Origin of the sequence: Moorena producens 3L (assembly GCF_000211815.1) — a bacterium.
GTDB lineage: Bacteria > Cyanobacteriota > Cyanobacteriia > Cyanobacteriales > Coleofasciculaceae > Moorena > Moorena producens.
Map to the genome: position 1 here is coordinate 304,141 of NZ_GL890840.1, position 20,580 is coordinate 324,720.

General features: G+C 42.2%; 14 protein-coding genes. 8 read left to right on the forward strand and 6 right to left on the reverse strand.

The features are described from left to right. The first annotated feature begins 235 nt into the window (after nucleotides 1-235). A complete protein-coding gene (locus LYNGBM3L_RS07800; RefSeq protein ID WP_008181114.1) occupies nucleotides 236-1,387 on the forward strand; it encodes an AZOBR_p60025 family cell surface glycopolymer formation protein in 1,152 nt (383 codons plus the stop codon). 317 nt (nucleotides 1,388-1,704) lie between these two features. Here LYNGBM3L_RS07800 and LYNGBM3L_RS07805 read toward each other — a convergent pair whose 3' ends face one another. After that, nucleotides 1,705-1,953 carry a T3SS effector HopA1 family protein gene (locus LYNGBM3L_RS07805; protein WP_008181116.1) on the reverse strand — a complete coding sequence of 83 codons (249 nt, stop codon included), beginning with the start codon at nucleotides 1,951-1,953 and terminating at the stop codon, nucleotides 1,705-1,707. On the opposite strand from LYNGBM3L_RS07805, the gene LYNGBM3L_RS07810 reads away from it, so the two are divergent. The 5 genes from LYNGBM3L_RS07810 (at nucleotide 1,952) to LYNGBM3L_RS07830 (ending at nucleotide 9,417) form a co-directional block, all read left to right on the forward strand. Then, on the forward strand, nucleotides 1,952-2,371 hold the full coding sequence (locus LYNGBM3L_RS07810; RefSeq protein WP_008181117.1) for a XisH family protein: 420 nt from the start codon (nucleotides 1,952-1,954) through the stop codon (nucleotides 2,369-2,371). The two genes, LYNGBM3L_RS07805 and LYNGBM3L_RS07810, sit on opposite strands and share 2 nt — an antisense overlap. Then, complete coding sequence (locus LYNGBM3L_RS07815) at nucleotides 2,359-2,700, forward strand: XisI protein (protein ID WP_008181118.1); 342 nt, start codon at nucleotides 2,359-2,361, stop codon at nucleotides 2,698-2,700. Before LYNGBM3L_RS07810 ends, LYNGBM3L_RS07815 begins: the two co-directional genes overlap by 13 nt. Before the next feature lie 476 nt (nucleotides 2,701-3,176). After that, nucleotides 3,177-3,503: a hypothetical protein gene (locus tag LYNGBM3L_RS07820; RefSeq protein ID WP_008181119.1), complete on the forward strand. Its 327-nt coding sequence runs from the start codon at nucleotides 3,177-3,179 to the stop codon at nucleotides 3,501-3,503. A gap of 1,026 nt (nucleotides 3,504-4,529) precedes the next feature. Then, entirely contained in the window at nucleotides 4,530-5,867 is a 1,338-nt protein-coding gene (locus LYNGBM3L_RS33760) for a calcium-binding protein (RefSeq protein ID WP_008181120.1), read from the forward strand. Nucleotides 5,868-6,117: 250 nt separating this feature from the next. Then, entirely contained in the window at nucleotides 6,118-9,417 is a 3,300-nt protein-coding gene (locus LYNGBM3L_RS07830; RefSeq protein WP_008181122.1) for a lectin-like protein, read from the forward strand. A gap of 162 nt (nucleotides 9,418-9,579) precedes the next feature. Here the strand turns inward: LYNGBM3L_RS07830 and LYNGBM3L_RS07835 are convergent, their stop codons facing one another. Together LYNGBM3L_RS07835 and LYNGBM3L_RS07840 are read right to left on the reverse strand one after the other, a co-directional pair. Then, entirely contained in the window at nucleotides 9,580-10,467 is an 888-nt protein-coding gene (locus LYNGBM3L_RS07835) for a metal ABC transporter permease (protein WP_008181123.1), read from the reverse strand. A 152-nt stretch (nucleotides 10,468-10,619) separates the two neighbouring features. Continuing rightward, nucleotides 10,620-11,438: a metal ABC transporter ATP-binding protein gene (locus LYNGBM3L_RS07840; RefSeq protein WP_008181125.1), complete on the reverse strand. Its 819-nt coding sequence runs from the start codon at nucleotides 11,436-11,438 to the stop codon at nucleotides 10,620-10,622. Nucleotides 11,439-11,840: 402 nt separating this feature from the next. On the opposite strand from LYNGBM3L_RS07840, the gene LYNGBM3L_RS07850 reads away from it, so the two are divergent. Further along, nucleotides 11,841-12,818, forward strand: a complete 978-nt coding sequence (locus LYNGBM3L_RS07850; RefSeq protein ID WP_008181130.1) for a metal ABC transporter solute-binding protein, Zn/Mn family — start codon at nucleotides 11,841-11,843, stop codon at nucleotides 12,816-12,818. 119 nt (nucleotides 12,819-12,937) lie between these two features. On the opposite strand, the gene LYNGBM3L_RS07855 is transcribed toward LYNGBM3L_RS07850, so the two are convergent. Further along, a complete protein-coding gene (locus LYNGBM3L_RS07855) occupies nucleotides 12,938-14,179 on the reverse strand; it encodes a tetratricopeptide repeat protein (RefSeq protein WP_008181133.1) in 1,242 nt (413 codons plus the stop codon). 96 nt (nucleotides 14,180-14,275) lie between these two features. Here LYNGBM3L_RS07855 and LYNGBM3L_RS07860 point away from each other — a divergent pair, with 96 nt between their 5' ends. Then, nucleotides 14,276-15,898: a cation:proton antiporter gene (locus tag LYNGBM3L_RS07860; RefSeq protein WP_008181135.1), complete on the forward strand. Its 1,623-nt coding sequence runs from the start codon at nucleotides 14,276-14,278 to the stop codon at nucleotides 15,896-15,898. Between the two features lie 225 nt (nucleotides 15,899-16,123). On the opposite strand, the gene LYNGBM3L_RS07865 is transcribed toward LYNGBM3L_RS07860, so the two are convergent. Continuing rightward, complete coding sequence (locus tag LYNGBM3L_RS07865; RefSeq protein ID WP_008181137.1) at nucleotides 16,124-18,475, reverse strand: tetratricopeptide repeat protein; 2,352 nt, start codon at nucleotides 18,473-18,475, stop codon at nucleotides 16,124-16,126. A 225-nt stretch (nucleotides 18,476-18,700) separates the two neighbouring features. Further along, complete coding sequence (locus LYNGBM3L_RS34730; protein ID WP_131826959.1) at nucleotides 18,701-20,335, reverse strand: porin family protein; 1,635 nt, start codon at nucleotides 20,333-20,335, stop codon at nucleotides 18,701-18,703. Between the last annotated feature and the right edge of the window lie 245 nt (nucleotides 20,336-20,580).

A 20,580-nucleotide genomic window follows, 5' to 3' on the forward strand; every position in this document is an offset into this window, starting at 1 on the left:
AAAGGCAAGAGGCAAGAGGCAAGAGGGAAAAAAATATGTGTACCTCATTAGGATATAAATAGCTATAGTAACAAAGGGTATAGCGGATTATATCATGTTAATATAATCAGTTATCAAAAAACTTAGCTTCCTTATTGTAAGTAATCTCCCTGCTCATCGCCTGTTCCCTGTTTCCTGTTCCCTGTTCCCTATTATCTACTAATTATAAGTGTTCAACCGAAAATGATATTACATCATGAAACAATTATGGAATCGCCAGCCGGTTGAGATTAGGCACACAATATTGGCTGCTATTTTAGTATTAGTTATAGTAAGTTTTTTTTATTTTGTCAAATTTGAAGGAAATATTACTGGCTTTTTCAGAATTGGGTCACTATTTCCTATTTCTCCTTATCTCAATAGTCATAAAGTATTGATTTATCAGGGAGAGCAGGGATATGATGGTCAACAGTTTCTGAGTATTGCTCTCGATCCATGGTTAGAAAACTCAGGGACAATAGAAGCCATTACTCCTCCGCAATATCGCTACAGAAGAATTCTCTATCCACTGCTAGGTTATCTATTAGGTTTTGGGAATCCCCAGTTAATTCCCTACGCAATGGTTGGGATTAACTGTCTAGCTATTATTCTCATAGTATTTGTGAGTAGTTTATATCTGAAACAATATAGTGGTAGAACTTGGCACTCACTCCTGGTTCTTTCTATACCAGGAGTTTGGATGGTTTTATCCCTTTCAACAGCTGATTTAATCAGTAGCTTGCTGCTAGTAACAGCTATCTATTTTTATCGCAATGAAAAACCGATTTACACAGCAATAGCCATCACAGCTGCTTGTCTGACAAGGGAGACAATGCTATTAATGTGGTTGGCAATTTTATTAACCAGTATATGGGAGCGCAAAGGTCGGCAGCTGCAACATCTATTATGGGCTTGGATACCAGTAGCTGGGTGGGCTATCTATGTTTTCTATCGTCTAGAGGCTCAAGAAAATCTAGAAGGTAGTGAAAATTTTGGCTACCCCCTATTTGGCATAGGTCAAAAGCTGATTAATAGTCTCACAGGAGGACTAGGAGGAAAAAACCTGTTTGAAGCTTATTCGTTTGCCTTATTAATAGCAGCTTTTGTAGTCACTATACTGCTAGCCAGTCAATCCCTACGAGAAAACAAGGTTATCCTAATCAGTGCAATTATTTATGCTGTGCTATTTTCCATGACTAGCATGACTATCTTAGGTTATTATTTAGATTATTCTCGTGTATACCTAGATATCTATTTCTTACTATTACTCAGCAGCAGTAACTCAAAACGCTATTTAAACTATTTAAAAAATATCCTCATGGCTGGTGCCAGCTTGGCAAGCATCACCTATTTACTTGCCCATTCATGAAAAAGCGGAAAGGTAAAATGAAGATTTGGGAAAAATTTGATTTAGCGTTTGTATTTGAGATGTAAAATTTAACACGATAAATAAAGATATAATGTCAGGTGTACTTTGGGCTAAAAAGCGACATCATGAATAATATCAAGTCAGGTTGAATACCCATAATTAGAGGGAGGGTGGGAAGTGTGGGGAGGGTGGGAAGTGTGGGGAGGGTGGGGAGAGGGGGAGATAAGAACCCACCCCTAACCCCTCCCAGGAGCGGAATATCGGGAGATGGGGGAGATTTTTATTAAGGGTAATTGTCATAAAATTATATTAGCTTTCTATTGCCGAAGAGTGTTTTTGCATGCATTGAGATGCACCCCTTCTAAAATACTCAGCCCTGGTGCTAATGGTTTAGTAAATAGGAGCACTTCCTTTTGAAAATAAGCTTGATATTCATCATAGCATCTATGAATAATCTTTTTGACCCTTGGATAATCACTTTTTGCTAACTTAAGAATACCCGAATCATAACGGTAATGGTCAGAGTCAATTAAGATAAATAAATTAATCATTAAAACAATAACCATGCCAGTTCGTGACTACTATCATGATATTGTACGCAATGCCCTTCAAAAAGACGGTTGGACAATCACCCACGATCCCTATCGTTTAAAACTCACTAGAAAAAAGAATTTATATATTGACTTAGGGGCAGAACGACTCATTGCTGCGGAAAAAGGTGTCCAGAAAATTGCTGTTGAAATCAAAAGTTTCCGCAGTGCATCAGAAATGAAAGATTTAGAGGAAGCAGTGGGTCAATTTGTCTTGTATGAACACCTACTGGCACGCTACGAACCCGAAAGAAAACTCTATTTAGCTGTTCCAGAAGATGTGAGATCATCAGTGTTTGAAGAAGAAGCAGGACAAGTTTTAATCGAAGATAAAATAATTCGCATTTTTACCTTTGACGTCAATCAAGAGGAGCTTATTACATGGATACCTTAAACAAAACTAATCTAAAACAAGCCATTATCAAAGTCTTACAAGACTACGTTGAATTTTTAGGAAATGACCCCGAAAGCGACCTTCAATTAATCATTGACGAAAATAAAGATCACTATCTCCTCATGGAAATAGGTTGGCACAAAAATCAAAGAATTTACGGCAGTTTGATTCACATTGATATCATTAACGAAAAAATTTGGCTTCAACAAGACGGCACAGAAGAAGGAGTCGCCAACGAACTGGTAAAACTAGGCATTTCACCCCAACAAATTGTCCTTGCCTTTAAAACCTTAGAACGCCGTAAAATAACTGACTTTGCCGTTTCCTAATTCAAAACTAAGTACCTAGGCAAAATTGCTTACACATTGAAAGTCTTGCTAGGCAAGGCTTTCAGCACTACTTTAAGTTAATTTCCTTAGTTTTATTTAGACCAAAACATTATGATTGTGATGCTTTTATCCTAATTCAATTAAAAATAACTGCTATTACCACAATTGACTGGTCAAGGTATTAAAAACGCTAAATGTTCACCCTCCAATTGCTGCAAATTTTTGGTATTCCCTTGTAATCTCAATGTTCCTTTATCTAAGCAGGTGCACAAAATTAATTACACATTTTCCAAAACTCAAAGCCTTACGATGTAAGGGTTACAGAGATTGGTAGTAGGCAATTAATTTTGTTTAGGTGCTTAACAATACAATCCAATCAGCACGCAAGATGACTCTAGGACGTTGACTAATCATAATCTCAGCATTTATACGGATTTAGAGTAGCAGAGCGTCTTTCGTTTCAAACGAGCTAAATAATGTCAAAAAGCGAGTATTTTATCCTTGAAGCTTATTCATTTGCCTTATTAATAGCAGCTTTTGTAGTCACTATACTGCTAGCCAGTCAGTCCCTGCGGGAAAACAAGGTTATCCTAATCAGTGCAATTATTTATGCTGTGTTATTTTCAATGACTAGCATGACTATCTTAGGGTATTATTTAGATTATTCTCGTGTATACCTAGATATCTATTTCTTACTATTACTAAGTACCAGTTACTCAAAACGCTATTTAAGCTATTTAAAAAATATCCTCATGGCTGGTGCCAGCTTGGCAAGCATCACCTATTTACTTGCCCATTCATGAAAAACCGGAAATTCGTCAGCTAATGCGCTACGCCCACGCTACTTGAGGTGCTATCAGCTAATGCGCTACGCCCACGCTACGCGAATAGGTTTTTAATAAAAGAGGTAAGCATTAGTTTAATCTGAGTTAAGTCGGCTGAGGAGTGACAGCTTATGGCACATCAAGTAGCACCTCAAGTAGCGCATTAGCTTACATTTTCATTAATCTCTCAACATTAAATTATCCCTAAAGAGATTTATGTTAAGCTGACGGCTGACAGCTGACGTAAATTGTTTAAAGAAAACTCCAACAAAGAAAAAAAAATTACTTAGATAGCTTCTTTCATCGCGCTGTAATTATATATTAGACCTATTGGATAAGTCTCATAAACCGTGGGTGAAGACAAGGCAAAAGGCAAGAGGCAAGAGGCAAAAGGGATAGATACAGCATTTTTAATAACTCTCAGATGTGCTCGAAGAATTAATAATTAAATTCGCCACGGGTCTCACCTCAGGTACACAGGATTTTTTCCTTTTCCCCTCTGAACTCTTACCTGCTCCCTGCTCCCTAAAACCTTAGGTGCGCTTTCCGTTGGCGAATTTAATTCGCCACGGGTCGCACCTCAATAATTTGTACCTGACCGAATGGCAAAACGCTGTAAATGCTTTAAAGGACATGAATGATCATCCAATTAAAGCTTTTTATAAATTATCTAAGTGAAGTAAATTTATTTCACAACATCTTTAACTAATCGATACGTATAATTATGCTGATTTTATAATCAATAGCAATTTTTTCGCTTATTCTGAATCTATAAATTGAAACATTCAGCTATCAGCTAACGCCTTAGGCGCATCTACGCTGACTATATATCAGCCCTTGCCTGAGCTGAATGCTTACCTTTTTTCACAAAAAGGTCAAATTTAACTTGATTAACTTAACTATTAGAGGCTGAAAACTACTGTAGTTTTCAGATACAACCTCAGATACTACCCAGGTGTGCATTACATAACAACTGACAATTCATTAATTACGGAGCAAACATCAATGGTTTCTAATGATAACTTTGCCGACCGGGTATTGTTAAACGGTACATCAGTTAATACCACAGGCACTAACGTGAGTTTCACTGGGGAGCTAGGTGAGCCGGATCATGCAGGCATTAGCAGCCCGTTAAATTCTGGTTGGTGGTCTTGGACAGCTGCCGCTGATGGTATCGTGACCATTGATACTTTTGGGAGTAACTACGACACTAGCCTAGCAGTCTATACCGGTTCAGCAGTTAACAGCTTAACTGAAATTGCCAGTAATGATGATAATGGCATGACTTTGCAAAGCGCAGTTCGATTTACCGTTAGCGCTGGTACAACCTACCAAATTGCTGTTGATGGCTTTTTTTCCAACACAGGCTTGATTGATCTCAACATCAACTTAGATGAGGGAACATCAATGGTTTCTAATGATAACTTTGCCGACCGGATATCGTTAAACGGTACATCAGTTAGTACCACAGGCAATAGTCTGGGTTTCACTGGGGAGCCAGGTGAGCCGGATCATGCAGAAGTTAGCAGCCCGTTAAATTCTGGTTGGTGGTCTTGGACAGCTGCCGCTGATGGTATCGTGACCATTGATACTTTTGGGAGTAACTACGACACTACCCTAGCAGTCTACACCGGTTCAGCAGTTAACAGCTTAACAGAGATTGCCAGTAATGATGATGATAGCATGACTTTCCAAAGCGCAGTTCAATTTACCGTTAGCGCTGGTACAACCTACCAAATTGCTGTTGATGGCTTTTCCTCCACCACAGGCTTGATTGATCTCAACATCAACTTAGATATTGACGACACTCTGATTTCAGGAACATCAAACGATGATACCCTGTTCGGCACTGTCGAAAACGATCAGATTGAGGGTTTGGCTGGCAATGACACAATCTTTGGTAGTGAGGGAATTAATACCCTTCTTGGGGGTGATGGTAATGACCTGATCTACGGTGGTTCACAGCTGGATGTGATTCGTGGTGGTAGCGGTAACGATACCATTTTCGCCAGTGAGGGTAATAATGAAATCTTTGGTGATGCTGGTGATGACATCATCTATTCTGGCTCTGGCAATGATTTCATTAATAGTGGCAGTGGTAACGACACCCTGTGGCTAGGGGGTGGTGAGGATCTAATTGTCCTCGAAAGCGGCAATGGCTTTGATACCATCAATAACTTCCAGCTTGGTCTGACTACCTTTGATGCTGGCGATAGTGATCAGCTGAGCATCGTTGATGGTGCTAATGGTGCCGAAATCTCGAGCGGGGGAGACCTCTTGGCTGTGGTGCGTTTCACTCAAGCTACTACTCTCATTGATAATCTCTCTGAGGTGTTTGTCTAGGGTTTTTCTGCAAGGCTTTGGTAAAGCAAAGCTTGCCGGAGCATAAAATCATGATTTGATTAGCATAGTGCGTCTGAGTTAACTCAGGCGCATTTTTGATCAGGGTTGGTGTGCCCAGGGCTTTTGTTAAGAAAAATTACAAAAATCTGCCCTTTTGTGGCAAAATAGCAGATTTAATTTAATTTTCCATTAGAGCCTGAAAAACACAGCAGTTTTCAGATACAACCTCAGATTGATCAGGGAAAATATTATGGGTGTTAAGCGTTCTGGAAATAACGATATTGATGCTTTGTTGGATGATGATTATTGGGTTGATACAGGTAAACCAGTTTCTCTAACTTACAGTATTAATTACTCAACTGGAAGTGATGGGCTTGATTTGAGTGAAAGATCAATGGTGAGAGAAGCCCTGACAAGATGGAGTGAAGTCGCTAATATTACATTTCGTGAAGTATCAAACAAAGGAAATCTACGTTTTTCTGGACAAAGTGGAATCAGTGGAGTAGCAAGTCAAAAAAACGCACGAAAATGGTGGAAGCCTAGGAGTTGGAGGTCAGATAAACTAGACCATGTAAATATTAAGCTTGGAAAAGATTCTGCTACTGGCAGAGGTCATAGGTTTCTCGACGTGGCACTACATGAAATTGGACACGCACTTGGATTAAAGCATCCAGGTGACTACAACGGTGACACCGGAAAAGGTAGTTCGCCCTTTTTACCGTACTATAAAGACAATAACACAAATACTGTGATGTCTTATAACGATGTCGGTGACTATGCAGCCACACCAATGCCTTATGACATCAGGGCTGTACAATACATTTACGGGAGTAATAATTTTAATTCAGGTAACACTTATTATAGGTTTGACAGTGTCAATGGTTATTCTTACGATAATGGTTTAGCTCGTCGTGGTAGTGAAAAACTACCTATGAAGTTGTCTATTTGGGATAGTGGTGGAGTTGATACTTTAGATTTTTCTAAACTTGGCCCAGTTATTTTTAATATAAGTAGATCTTCTGGATATTATTTTGACATAAGAGGAGGAGGTATACTTACCTCTCAGCATGCTTATAAATCAATCACCTATCAACCGATAGATAACACAAACAATACCAGTTCATTGCGGTATAAGACCACTCGTTATGGAACCTCAATTGCCTATGGGGTTGTAATTGAGAATGTTATTGGTAGTTTGACTAGCGACACTATTATTGGTAATTTTAGTGCTAATCATCTGAAAGGTGGTAACGGTAATGATAGTCTTTATGGTAATGGTGGTAGTGACTCCCTATTTGGTGAAGCAGGTAATGATTCTTTAATTGGTGGAACTGGTCGCGATGAGTTATATGGTGGTACAGGTAATGATAGTCTTGATGGTAATACTGGTAATGACTACCTGAGTGGTAGCTCAGGTAATGATTTTTTAAGAGGTGGAACTGGTCGCGATCAGTTACACGGTGGTACAGGCAATGATACACTTAGTGGCGATAGTGGTAGTGATATTCTCAGCGGTAGTTCAGGTCATGACTACTTATACGGTGGAATTGGTAATGATTACATGTACGGAGGCTCTGGTAATGATACCTATACTGTTGATAGTTCAGGTGATCACGTATTTGAATATGCTAACCAAGGTATTGACATAGTTTACGCTTCAACGACTTATGGTCTTAGTGCTCATTTAGAATACCTAAACCTGACAGGTACAAATTCTATCAATGGTTATGGTAACAATTTAAATAATGTCATTAATGGCAACAGTGGTAATAACAATATTTGGGGTGGTCTTGGCCTAGATACTGTCAATGGTGGTGATGGTGATGATATTATTTACGGTGATTATATCATTGCCAGCACTGGACAATATCTATTTAGCCTACCAGGAACTTGGCTCTCTACCCAAGCAGAAGCTCAACGCCTTGGTGGTAACTTAGTTACGATTAACAACGCCACGGAACAAAGCTGGCTAAACACAACCTTTGGAACTAATGAAGTGTTTTGGATCGGTCTGAGCGATCGTACTATAGAAGGTCAATGGCAATGGGTTAGTGGTGAAACCTCAACCTATCGTAACTGGTTTCCCGGTGAACCTAACGATTATCGTAGTTCCTCAATTCCCGATGGTGAAGATTATGCAGTGATGGGTTGGGGCAATCAGGGTTGGAATGACCTTCAAAATTATCCCAACCAACATTTGCGAGGTATTATTGAAATTCCTTCAGTATCACCAGAAATAGGTGAAAGTGATATTTTAAATGGTGGTGCAGGCAATGACCGTATCTATGGTGGTGGTGGTGATGACCAGTTGTATGGGTCTTATGGTAATGATAACCTCTATGGTGGTTTTGGTAATGACTTGTTAAAGGGTGAAAGCGGTAGAGATCGCATGAAGGGAGGTTTTGGTGATGATCAATATGTTCTTGATGTTGATAGTATGGGTGATACCATAGTTGAATATGCAGGTCAAGGTATTGATAAAGTTTACACCTCCATTACCTATCACCTTGGCGATAATTTGGAAAATCTAGAGCTCGATGGGACAAATCCTATCAATGGCTACGGTAACAATCTCAATAATGTTATTCAAGGCAACAGTGCCAGTAACAATATTTGGGGTGGTCGAGGTCATGATACCGTCAATGGTGGTGATGGTAATGATATTGTTTACGGCGACTATCTCGTCACCAGAAATGGACACTCTTATTTGTTGAGCCAACCGGGCACCTGGTTCAATACCCAAGCAGAAGCTCAACGCCTTGGTGGTAACTTAGTTACAATTAACGATGAAGTGGAACAAAACTGGCTAAACACCACCTTTGGATTTAATTACGATGGATTTAATGTTGAAGCTAATCGATTTGAAGCTAATCAATTGTTTTGGATAGGCTTGACAGATCATACTACTGAAGGTCAATGGCAATGGATTAGTGGTGAAACTTCAACCTATCGTAACTGGGCATTCGGTGAACCTAACAATTACACTGATGATGAAGATTATGCAGTTTTGGTGAGTTGGTTTAATCAAAACTGGGAGCAAACCTGGTTTTGGGTTGGTGCCCAAAATTATCCTAATAAAGTTTATTTACATGGTATAATCGAATTACCGTCAGTTATACAAGAAATTGCAGGGAATGATAGTTTGTATGGTGGTGCTGGCAATGATCGTATCTATGGTGGTGCCGGTGATGACCTTTTAAATGGGGGTACTGGAAATGATGTCCTCTCTGGAGGTGCTGGTGCAGATAAGTTTGTCTTGAATATCCCTACTGAAGGGATAGATTACATTAGCGACTTTGTCAGTCAGCAGGGGGATAAACTACAAATTTCGGCTAGTGGCTTCGGCAGTGGTCTTGTTCAAGGAATTTTAGATGTGGGTCAATTTGTTTTAGGTGCTGCCGCCTTAGATACAAATGACAGATTCATCTATGATCGTTCATCAGGATTACTATCATTCGATGCTGACGGTTCAGGTACACTAGGTGCTGTACAAGTTGCGAATTTCTCTAACAAAACTGCCTTAACGAATACTGATATCCTGATTGTATAGGATACATTAGACATCTCCATAAATTTGGTGTTAAGCTAGAGAGGATAATGGTTTTATATTCTCTAGCCTATTGCCTATTGCCTATTGCCTATTGCCTATTGCCTCTTGCCTTTTGCATTTCTCAAGGTAGACTATGTTCACAACTGAACTAAAAATGCTATATCAACGCCACAACCGCTTAATTTCTTGCCAAATTTGTGATTGTCCTAACTGAGTATTCGGATGAGTTAAAACTCCCTGACTGGGACTAAACAAAAATGCCAGCATAAATAAACCAAAAGCTACTAAAACAATTGCTGGTCCAGAAGGCAGATTAAAAAAATAACTCAGGTACATACCAGTAATACTAGCTACTACCCCAAGGGCTGAACCCAAAATCATCATCTGGTGCAACCGATGGACTAATAAGTAAGCTGTTGCTCCTGGTGTGATTAACATCGCTAGCACCAAGATCACTCCAACTCCTTTGAGGCTAGCGACAATGGTCAAGGCAATCAAGATCATCAGACCAAAGTTCAGCAAGTTAGTTGGTAAACCTGCTGCTTTTGCCCCTAAGGGATCAAAGGTATAATACATTAATTCTTTGTACAGCAGGAGAATGATTGATAGTACAATCGCGGTGATAATGGCTGTATTGATGACTTCTTCATTGGTGACACTCAGAATATTGCCGAATAGGAAGTGATTGAGGTCAATTTTGTTATCTTTCTGCATCACCGTAATTAAAGTGATGCCTAGGGCAAAGAAAGCGGAAAACACAATCCCCATGGCGGCATCTTCTTTAATTTGCGATCGCGTCCGGATCCAAGTAATCACCACAGTGCTAACCACCCCAGCAATAAAGGCTCCCACAAAAATGTCAGCACCGATCATAAATGCGATCGCTAATCCCGGTAGTACAGAATGACTGATAGCATCTCCGAGTAACGCAAGTCGCTGTACCATTAGGTAGCTACCAACTGCGGCACAAACGATGCCCACTAACACCGCAGTAATTAGCGATCGCTGCATAAACCCATAGTGCAACGGCTCAATTAAAACCTCTAACATATAGCATTTTTAGGTTAAATGTAAACATAAGATTGAGATAAAAAGGGAACAGGGAACAGGGAATAGGGAACAGTAGGAAACAGGGATGGAAGGATTTTTTTGTGCTATCATAAATCAGCTTTTGCCTTTTGCCTTTTGCCTTTTGCCTTATTTCACTTTACAGCAACTGGATCTAACCAAAAAACGACTTGACCACCATAAGCCTGTTGCATATTAGCTGCACTCAATACCTCTTGCCTAGAGCCACTAGCAATTAACTCCCGATTCAACAAAATCAAATCATCAAAATGAGTGATCGCTTCTCCCAAATCATGGTGAACTACCAGCACAATTTTTCCGGCATCGGCGAGTTGATGGAGGATAGTAAAAATTACAGCTTCAGTTTTTTTGTCAATACCAGCCATCGGTTCATCAAAACATAATATATCTGCTTGTTCAGCTAATGCTTTAGCGAGAAAAACGCGCTGCTGCTGTCCTCCCGATAGCTGTCCAATGGGACGATTGCGGTAATCCCCCATGGCAACTTGTTCGATGGCATCCGCTGCAATCCGCCGGGATACCGTGGAAAAGCGACGAAACCATCCTGTTTTCCGGACTCTACCCATTAGCACAACATCCCAGACAGTAGCGGGATAAGTCCAGTCAATTTGCGTCCGCTGTGGCATATAAGCCACCTTTTCTAACTGTTCTATCAACGGTTTTCCCTGATACATAGCTTTGCCTGTGGCAGTGGGAACTAACCCCAGCATGGCTTTGATCAAAGTACTTTTCCCAGCACCATTCGGACCAATAATTCCAGTTAATCGTCCTGGTTTGATCTCACAGTTGATATCCCTGAGTGCTTCTACTAGGCGGTAGTGTACACCCAGTTGCCTCAGGGTAATGGTTCCTGTCTGGGACAGATTGCTATATCCAGCTTGGTGTTTCCTCTTGGGAGAAGCAAGGTGATGAACCGAGGCAGCATCTGGCATAGAGGGTTCCGGAAACAAAAAATTAAACAAATATGAAAATAGTTTACCATGAAATATGAAAAGAATATGATAAGACTTATGCTGCAAACCTAGTTTCTTAGCAAAATTACACCGATTTCAGCCTTTGATTGATAGCGATGCAGCGAGGTAGTGCGGTATTGGGCGTTGCTGAATTGAAGTATGAATGCGCGATCGTCTGGTTTTGGTCAAGCCCCCTAAATCCCCCAACTTTGCGGTGCGACCCAAGGGCGATTTACTCGCCCATTGGAAAGCGCACCGGGGGGGACTTTCAGAGTTTTGTTCCCCCCAGAATTGGGGGGCTAGGGGGGCGGAATCATACCCAGAATCAGCAACGCCCGGTATTGGTGCGTAAGTTCTGATCAAAAGATAACGATTAAGCCGATGAGAGTAATTACTAAGTCCTACAGTAGAAAGCGCCAATGGTGGCTGACAGTAGTAATCATTTTAGGAGTCTGGATAAGTGGGTGTGATACCACCGGAACAAAGCAGAGTGGTATTGATGGCGATGATAAGCCGAATGTAGTTACCACTAGCACTATCATTACCCACTGGACGAAACAAGTAGGAGCAGATGAAATTGAACTGACGGGTATCCTAAAACCGGGAGCAGATCCCCATGTCTATGAGCCAGTCCCAGCCGATACTATAGCGTTGGAACAAGCTAATCTGATTTTATACAATGGCTACAATCTGGAACCAGCACTGATTAAGCTGATTAAGTCTGCTGGGGTTAAGGTCAAGACCTTTGCAGTTGCGGAAGTGGTGTCACCCTTGAATTTTGAACACGAAGGCAAGACGGAACCGGATCCTCATGTTTGGGGGGATGCTAAAAATGCGATCGCAATGGTGAATGCCATTCGGGATCAGTTGATTGAACTCTCACCGGAGGACAAGGAAGAATTTACCAAGAATGCAGCACAGCTAACTGCTGAATTGAAAACGCTTGATGCTTGGATTATCCAGCAGATTCAAACTATTCCTCAGAAGCACCGCTACCTAGTCACAACTCATGATGCTTTTCAATATTATGCTCGTGCCTATGGCATACCAGTGGCTGGAACCTTAATTGGCATGAATACTGAGGAAAAACCCAGTGCTCAGACTGTCAAGGGTTTGGCAGACGCTATCAAAAAAATTGGGGTTCCAGTGATTTTTGCGGAAACCACGATTAACCCAGCTTTGATCAAGACTGTGGCTCAGGAAGCTGGGGTGAAATTAGCGCCAGAAGAATTATACTCTGATTCCTTAGGTGTACCGGGTAGTGAAGCTGATACTTACATCAAAATGTTAATCACTAATACTCACACAGTTGTTGAAGGCTTAGGAGGGAACTATCAAACGTTTAATCCAGTTGAGTAATGTACTTGACTAATGTACTTGACTAATTGCCAGAGACTTGTTTGAGTTTTTAATCATTTAGCTACCTGCTCTCTAGATGCCAGCAAAGGTAGACGAAGAGATAAATACAATGGTCAGATCTATGGATTAATTAGGTTTTGGAACCGTTGCTCGTCTTTAATCATGTCAAAATCCGCATCAATATTAATGATAGACTTAAGTCTATCATTCAAACTCATCGCTTGTTCTAAACTGGCAATTGCTGAGTCAATCTCACCGTTTAAAACATAATAACAAGCTTCATTGTAGTAAAGATTAGATGAATTTGATTTTAGCTGCCGTACTCTTTCCAAACTGTCCCAGGCTTCTTGATAGCGACCAAGTTTGATCAAGGCATAGGCTCTATGGTTCCAAGCATGATGAAAATCTGGGTTGAGCTGAATCACCTGATCATAGGAAATCAGTGCTTCTTCATACTGTTCCATGTATCTGAGAGTATAACCTTGTCCAAACCAACTCCTAAAGTTGTTCGGATTAATTTTAATCGCCTCGGCATGGGCAGCGAGGGATTCCTCATATCGCTTTAATCTCTGCAGGGCTTGGCCTTTTCCTGACCAAGCCACATCGGAATCTGGCTGGAGCTGAAGCGCTTTTTCATAGGATGCGATCGCATCTTGATAGCGATTTTCAATCCACAGAGCGTGTCCTTGATTGATATAGTCATCAACTGTTAAGTATAGCTGGGGATTAGCAGACTTTAACGACTCCAGCTGTTTAGTTAGCTCTTCCAGTTTTTGTTGGACTTCTGGAGCAACAAATTCTTCTTGGATAATCGACGGAGTAATTCGAGAAATTTCGTTAAAAATCTGCTCTTTCTCATGTTGAGCAGCCACAACTAGATGCTGGAGTTGAGAAACAAAATCAGATTTCAGCGTTTCCAGCTCCTGCTTAAAAGCTTCAACTTGTCGTTTTAATTCCGTAGTGACTTCAGCATCAATTTGCTCTTTTATTTTTTGTTCAGCTTCTTCTTGGAATTGCTTTTGCGTCTCAGACACTAATTGGTTGATGATGCTACGACGTAGCAAGAGCACTGCCAGACTAGTAACAATAGGGATGGCGATTAGTACTGTAATTAAAAGGTTGAGCAGGTTAATCGTCCAGTCAAAGGTTCGATGAACTTCCGATTGGATATGATTGCGAATTGTGTAACTTTTCTCTAGATGATCATTAATTAACCTTTCCACTTCCTCCCGTTCTTGGTTCGACAGTAGTGGAGTTGGTGGTGTAGCGTTAGGAAATGATGAATTAGGTTGAGCAATTGCCCCCTCAACTGATAGCAGTAAAGTAGCCAAAGTAATAGCAAGGTTAGGCTTGATTTTCATAACAACTCATATCAAGTGTTGCCAATCCGAATCAACTGTGTTTTTATAATTGAGCGACAAGTAATTACATTTTATATACGAGCACGAACATTTCGGATGCTAGGCAGTACAATTTGGATCTTATTGATGGGCTTTTTTGGGGGTCAACTTGCCCGTCGCTTGGGAGCACCTCCTTTGATTGGCATGATTGTGGTGGGTATCGTGATCGGACCAGAAGTGGGGGATGCGATCGCACCACAAGTCCTAGTTATTGCTGATGACCTACGCACCTTCGCAGTTATGGTCATTTTAATGCGGGCAGGACTGGGATTGGATCTCGAGAAACTCCTGGAGCAAGGAACTGTTGCGCTAAGGTTAGGCTTTTTGCCCGCCATCACCGAAGCGATCGCAGTAGCTGTTGCTGCGATAATACTGTTTAATTTCGATTTTCCCACTGGATTACTCCTAGGTTGTGTAGTCGGAGCAGAATCCCCCGCCGTGATTGTGCCAGGAATGCTGCGACTCAAAAGTTTAGGCTGGGGCGTAGCTAAAGGGATACCGGATGTGATTCTAACTGGGAGTGCCTTATCCGATGTCCTAGTATTGCTACTCTTTAGTTTGATGGTGAATTTCTTGGCACAAGGAACGATCAACAGTAATGCTATCCAATTCCTGCCCCTGCAAGTTCTAATCCAGGTCGCCCTTGGTGTCTTAATTGGATATATCGCTGCTCAGTTAATTATTTTCCTATTAACCAAACAAAATTGGACCGAGACTATCGTCCAAGATACCTTAATTACCGCAGCAATTGCCTTATTATTAGTAGTGTTAGCTAAAAGTCTGCCATACTTTTCTGGCTATTTAGCTACCATGGCAATGGGATTTTTCCTAATACAATTAGACCCTCCCTTAGCACGACGCTTGCGAGTGGAATTTAACCATCTGTGGGTAGTAGCAGAGATTATTCTATTTGTCTTGATGGGAGCTAGTATCCAACTGCGGGTATTAGAAACAACCCTGTTACCTGGCATTTTAATCCTCGCCATTGGCTTATGTATCGGTAGGATGGTCGGGTGGTATCTCTCCACATTGGGGAGTAATTGGACTTGGCGAGAGAAACTGTTTTTGTTACCCGGAAACTCCGCAAAAGCCACAGTACAAGCAGCCATTGGTGGTATTCCCTTGAGTCAAGGGCTAGAAGGAGGTCAGACAATTTTAGCGATCGCAGCCCTCTCAATTTTGATTACTGCACCTCTAGGGGCTTGGGCAATTCCCACCTTTGCCCCTAAACTCTTATCCCAAGACCCTGTAGACCCCACCAAAGTAACCGTTGCCTCTCATACTCTGCTACTAGCCGCTGTCGATACCTCTAATTTAGCCACCCACGTATTAACTAAAGTAGCAGATTTAGCAAGACGAAGTAATGGGGAAGTTATTGTTTTACATGTGATCACAACATCAAATCAGCCAGAAGTCAAGCAGTTACAGAACCAAACCAAACGCTTGCTCTTGGATATTCGGCATCAGTTTATTACCGTAACCGGTTCGATTCCCGAAGAAATTGTTCGCATAGCCCAAGAGCATCAAGTAACAGATATTGTGATCGGAAAACGGGGACATCAACCCTGGCAGCAAGTGCTGGTCGGTTCCGTATCTCAGGCAGTGTTAGAAACCAGTCCAATTCCAGTAATTTTGGTTGAAGAATTGGAACGAACCAAAGTAACTTATCCTAGCAAATAACAAGTATTGTAGTGTTCGAAACGCTATCAGGTGCTAAGCTTTAATTACTAAAACTTAACACCTAAAATCTAACACCTAAAATCTAACATCTTGCCCTAACCATAAAAACTAAATTGACAGGGTATTAGTACTTAAGCTATCAGCTATCAGCTAATGCGCGTAGCGCAATCGGTGATTTTGAATAAAATAAGCTGAGCCCTGACGGCTGACTGCTGAATACTTACATTAGTACCGCTCCCAATAAGGCTGAAAACCTCGTCGTTTCAGAATATCAACCTCCAGCCGCAGGATGCGATTATCGAGCTTAGGATTAGCTGTCCCTGTAGACTCTTTCTCTTCCGAGTTGAGTCCTTCAAACCGTTGGAGGGCTGTAAACGGAAAATCTTGGGCAACACTTAATTCAGCCAAGTTTTGGCGAGCCGATAAATTCTTGGGCTCCAGTTCTAGTATCTGTTTATAAAACCCCGTTGCCTTAGCATAGTGCTGTTGAGTAAAGCTAATCCCTGCCAACGCTAGTAAGGCACCAATTTGATCAGGCTCCCGTTCTAAAATTTCTTCGTAAGCATTGCTAGCTAATCGCAAATCCCTCAATCCCATAGCCAATTCTCCCTGCACAAAGTAGGCATCGATATTATCAGGATTACCGGCAATCCACTCAGCTATTTCAGCTTTAGCTAACTTAGGGTCTCGCTGTGCTAAAACCTGTAGCCGTCGCAATTGTACAGGAGCATTATCTGGTGAGACCTCTAGTAGAGTAATGTACAGGGTTTCTCGTTCTGGGTCAGCAGGCAAAACACCCACCAAACTCAACAATTCCGGCGGTGGATCAATAGAAGGCTGAGTCTGTAGCCATTGATTGAGTACCCCTTCCGCTTCCTCTTGGTCAATACGTTTAGTTTGATATGCTAAACTACTGCGCCCCAGCTGGGCTAATAAATCATTGCGATCGCGAGATAGCAGCTGGTCATAGATAACCAGAGCTTTCTGTGGATCACCTTGGGCAATGTGGATTCCCGCTAACCCCCGCAAAGCACCATAGAACAAATTATTATTTGGGTTACTCTGAATAATTCTCTGATACCGCTGGATAGTGGCATCGAGATTTCCCTGGCGACGGTCAATCTCTGCTAGCAATAATTCCGTACTCTGGTCCGATTCACCAGTAGAGGTTGCCCTGTAACTATCAATCGCACTTATTGCCTGGGCTAGTCGATTCTGCTTTATCAAAATCTGAGCAACACGGAAATGCAAAAACGGTACATCTACCCCTGTAGCCAGCAAATCTTGGTAAACACTCAGCAGTTCTGGATCAGGAGGGTCTAGACGCAACAAAGCTTGGGCTAAATCTCGCTGCTGAGCTGCTTCACTCGGTAGGGTTTGGGTTATCTCAAGCAGCCGCTGTCGCCGTTGAGTTCGGGATAACTGACCCAATTTACCTTCTAGAATAATCTGCTTCACCAACAAGCTTTGGTTATTCGACTTCACCAACAAGCTTTGGTTATTCGACTGCTCCTCGGTCAACTGCTGATAAAGCTCTAGAGCTGATGCCCACTGGGTTGGTACCTCACTCATCACATCAGCCACTTCCCTGACTAAAGCAGAAGATGGCTTTGATGTTGAGGCCAGTACCTGACGGTAGAGAGTAACCGCGTCTTCGGTTAGGTCAGAGCGACCCTCACGACGACCAATTTCTGAAAGGGCCCGGGCTAAGGGTAAAGCCGCTTCATCCCTCCCTCGCAACGGTTCTAGGACAGACAAAGCTTCTGTGAGTTGCCCAGAGGCTTGATAAGCTTTAGCTAAATCAGCCCGTAGATAGCTATCATTGCCATAGAATTGGGAAAATTGATTGAGCTGGGCTTCCAGTACCTCTACCGCCTGAGCAGGATTGCCAGTTTCTCGTAGAGCCAGAGCATAGGCTCCCGCTGCATTTCCCGGAATTGGCTTACCGCTAGCTTGGTAACGATCAAATAGCTCCAGCCCTTGCTGATAGTCACCACTATAGGTATAGATTTGAGCAGCACCAAGAATGATTTCTGGTGTAGGATTGCTCTCCAGCACAATTTGATAATCAGCTAGGGCTTCCGGAAAACGACCTTGGTAGCCCAGCAGTAAAGCCCGCTGAGCAAGAGCAGCAGTATCATTAGGACTTAGGTTTAATAAAGTCGTTAGGGCTTCAATCCCATCCGGCTGCCATTCAGGACGATAACCTCCCAATTCTCCTACCGCTTCCAGAGCCTCTTTATTGTTTGGGTCGATGGCTAGGACTTGTTGATAAGCAGCCCAAGCATCTGCATCTCGCCCTGCTCGCTGATACGCTATCGCTAGACCTAACCTCCCTTCCTTCGATTGGGGAGAGCCTTTTAGAGCTTGTTCAAAGGTTGCGATCGCATTATCCACCCATCCTTTCTTTAACAGAGAGTAACCTCGGCGTACTGCAGAAGTAACTTGTGCTTGGAGCGCTGGTACCACCGATTCAACTGGGCTGAAGATTAATACTCCTGCTAACCCAAAAACCATCAAAAAGACCCACCAACGCTGCCAGTGGAAATTTTTTTTGCCAAGAGAATCGTTATTCATTGGTCAAAAGCATGAAGTATGAAGAATGAAGTATGAACTATCAAGGATGAAGGATAAACTATCAAGGATGAACTATCAAGGATGAACTATCAAGGATGAATCAGTGTCTATGTTCTATCTATCTGAGTAATTCTATGAGCGAGTAGCTTTAAAAACCCATTACTCAGCACTGACGCACTGACGCACTGACGCACTCACGCACTGACGCACTCACGCACTCAGCACTCAATCCCAGAGATCACTCACATCAAAATCAGCCCTGACTCGAACACCAAGAATTGTATCTGAAAACTGATCTCGTCCTTGCAAAGTCACACCTGCACGCACATTAGGTGAAACACGCACGTCATAGAACAATTCCCAAACATCTGGTACTTTATTACCTTCGTCCCGGCGCAAGTCATCATTAGACAATTGCCGACCATAGCCAAGCCCTAGTCGGTCATCATCCATAAACAAATCTAAGAGGTTCAGACCCACACTGTAGGTATCCCCGCTTTCATCTAAATCAAGATTTTCGTACCAACCATAGCGCCCAAACAGTCCCATCTTGAGAGCAGGAATATATAGTTCTCCATTAATCCCGTAAGCTTCTTCGCGGTCAGAGGACTTCGGACCAAACTCGTTATCCCCTCGGTTCAAAGAAAAAATTTCCTGGAATCCATCTTTCTGAGCATCCCGAGCCGATAGGTAAGTCCCCCGAATGATTGCTGTACCTACCCGGAAAGCTAGCTCTGAAGAAAACCCATCAAAGGCAAAATCATCCAGGTCTCGGTCTGAAGAAAAGCCCGCAGCTCTTACTTCCAGGTTGTCGGTTAAATTCCAGTTGAGCAGCACCCCCGGACGGGACGCTATACCTGCTGCTGCCAGAGCAGGATTCGTCTGAAACACCGGGTTAAAGAAATGGGTCGTGCTATCTTTAGCAAAGCTATTGCGGTCAAAATAAGATGTCAAATCCATTAGACCAACTACAAAGCGCAGATTAGAATAGCTAGGCACAGAAGTGGTAAAGTAAAGTTCATTGAGACTTAATCCCGTTTCTTCGGTGTCGGAAAAGCCATCCCCAGTGGTGAGGTCAACTGTGGCACCAAACAAAGCATGGGGAGAAAGGGGATAAGTTCCTTGCAGCCGTAGTCTCGCTGATGTGTCTACCTGATTCAGAAAGGCACCTTGTACGTTTAGGGTCGGAGCTAAAGGGTTATCATCCTTAGGCTCAATCTCTGGAATTAATGGACGCTCTGGTGCTTCCTCAAAGTTAGTTTGTGCCAGCTTCTTAGGCTCAATCGATACCCAATCATCTTCACTGGGGTGGAAGCTCTTAGGGTCATATTGCTTGGATAAACCTACAGTCCTATCAAAGTACCTCAGGCAGCTTTCGTTTGTGTAGCCACAACCAATTCCTTGTCCGCTGCTAACCGAGTAGTATTGGCTGTTAGGGTTTGCTTGAAACCTAGCCCTCATCCTCCTGCATGAATCCTTAACAGACCAGTCCTCCTGGGACTTTTCAGACAAATTGCTAGAGTTGAACCTGTCCAGCCGGTCTTGGTCTGTATTGCTCCAGACGTTATGCTGTGATGGTTTCGACGTTTCGCTCTTAGGGCTAAGAGGTTTTTCCGAAACAATTTGATCCGGAAGACTAGGACATAGCCCCGAAAAATAAGCATGGGCTGGTTCTGTTTTCAGACTAGCAACACCTAACAAGAGTGATAGGGTGATCGGGGCTATAAAACCCCATTTGGCTAAGGGGGAAGTCGAGCCAATGGATAATAAGTAACTTAGCTCAACGGAACGCTTTGAGGCGCTCATGCTTGGTTGATTATTAGTATCAATAGCAATAGGGATTTGATTTATGTCTCTCATGAGCACCACAATCAATGAAATATAATTGTGCTTAGTTAACATTTATGGCCAATACAGCGGTTTGCAATTCAGTTAGGTACAAAGTTCTGGGTTTTTAGGGAGCTTCGGAGCTGGGAGCTGGGAGCAGGAAAGAGGGAAGAGGGAAGAGAGAAAACAATCCTGTGTACCTGATAGTTATGCAAACCGCCGTAAATGTTTTACCAGCCGAGAAAAGCTGCTCCGTTTTTTTTAAAATTGGGGCTAAT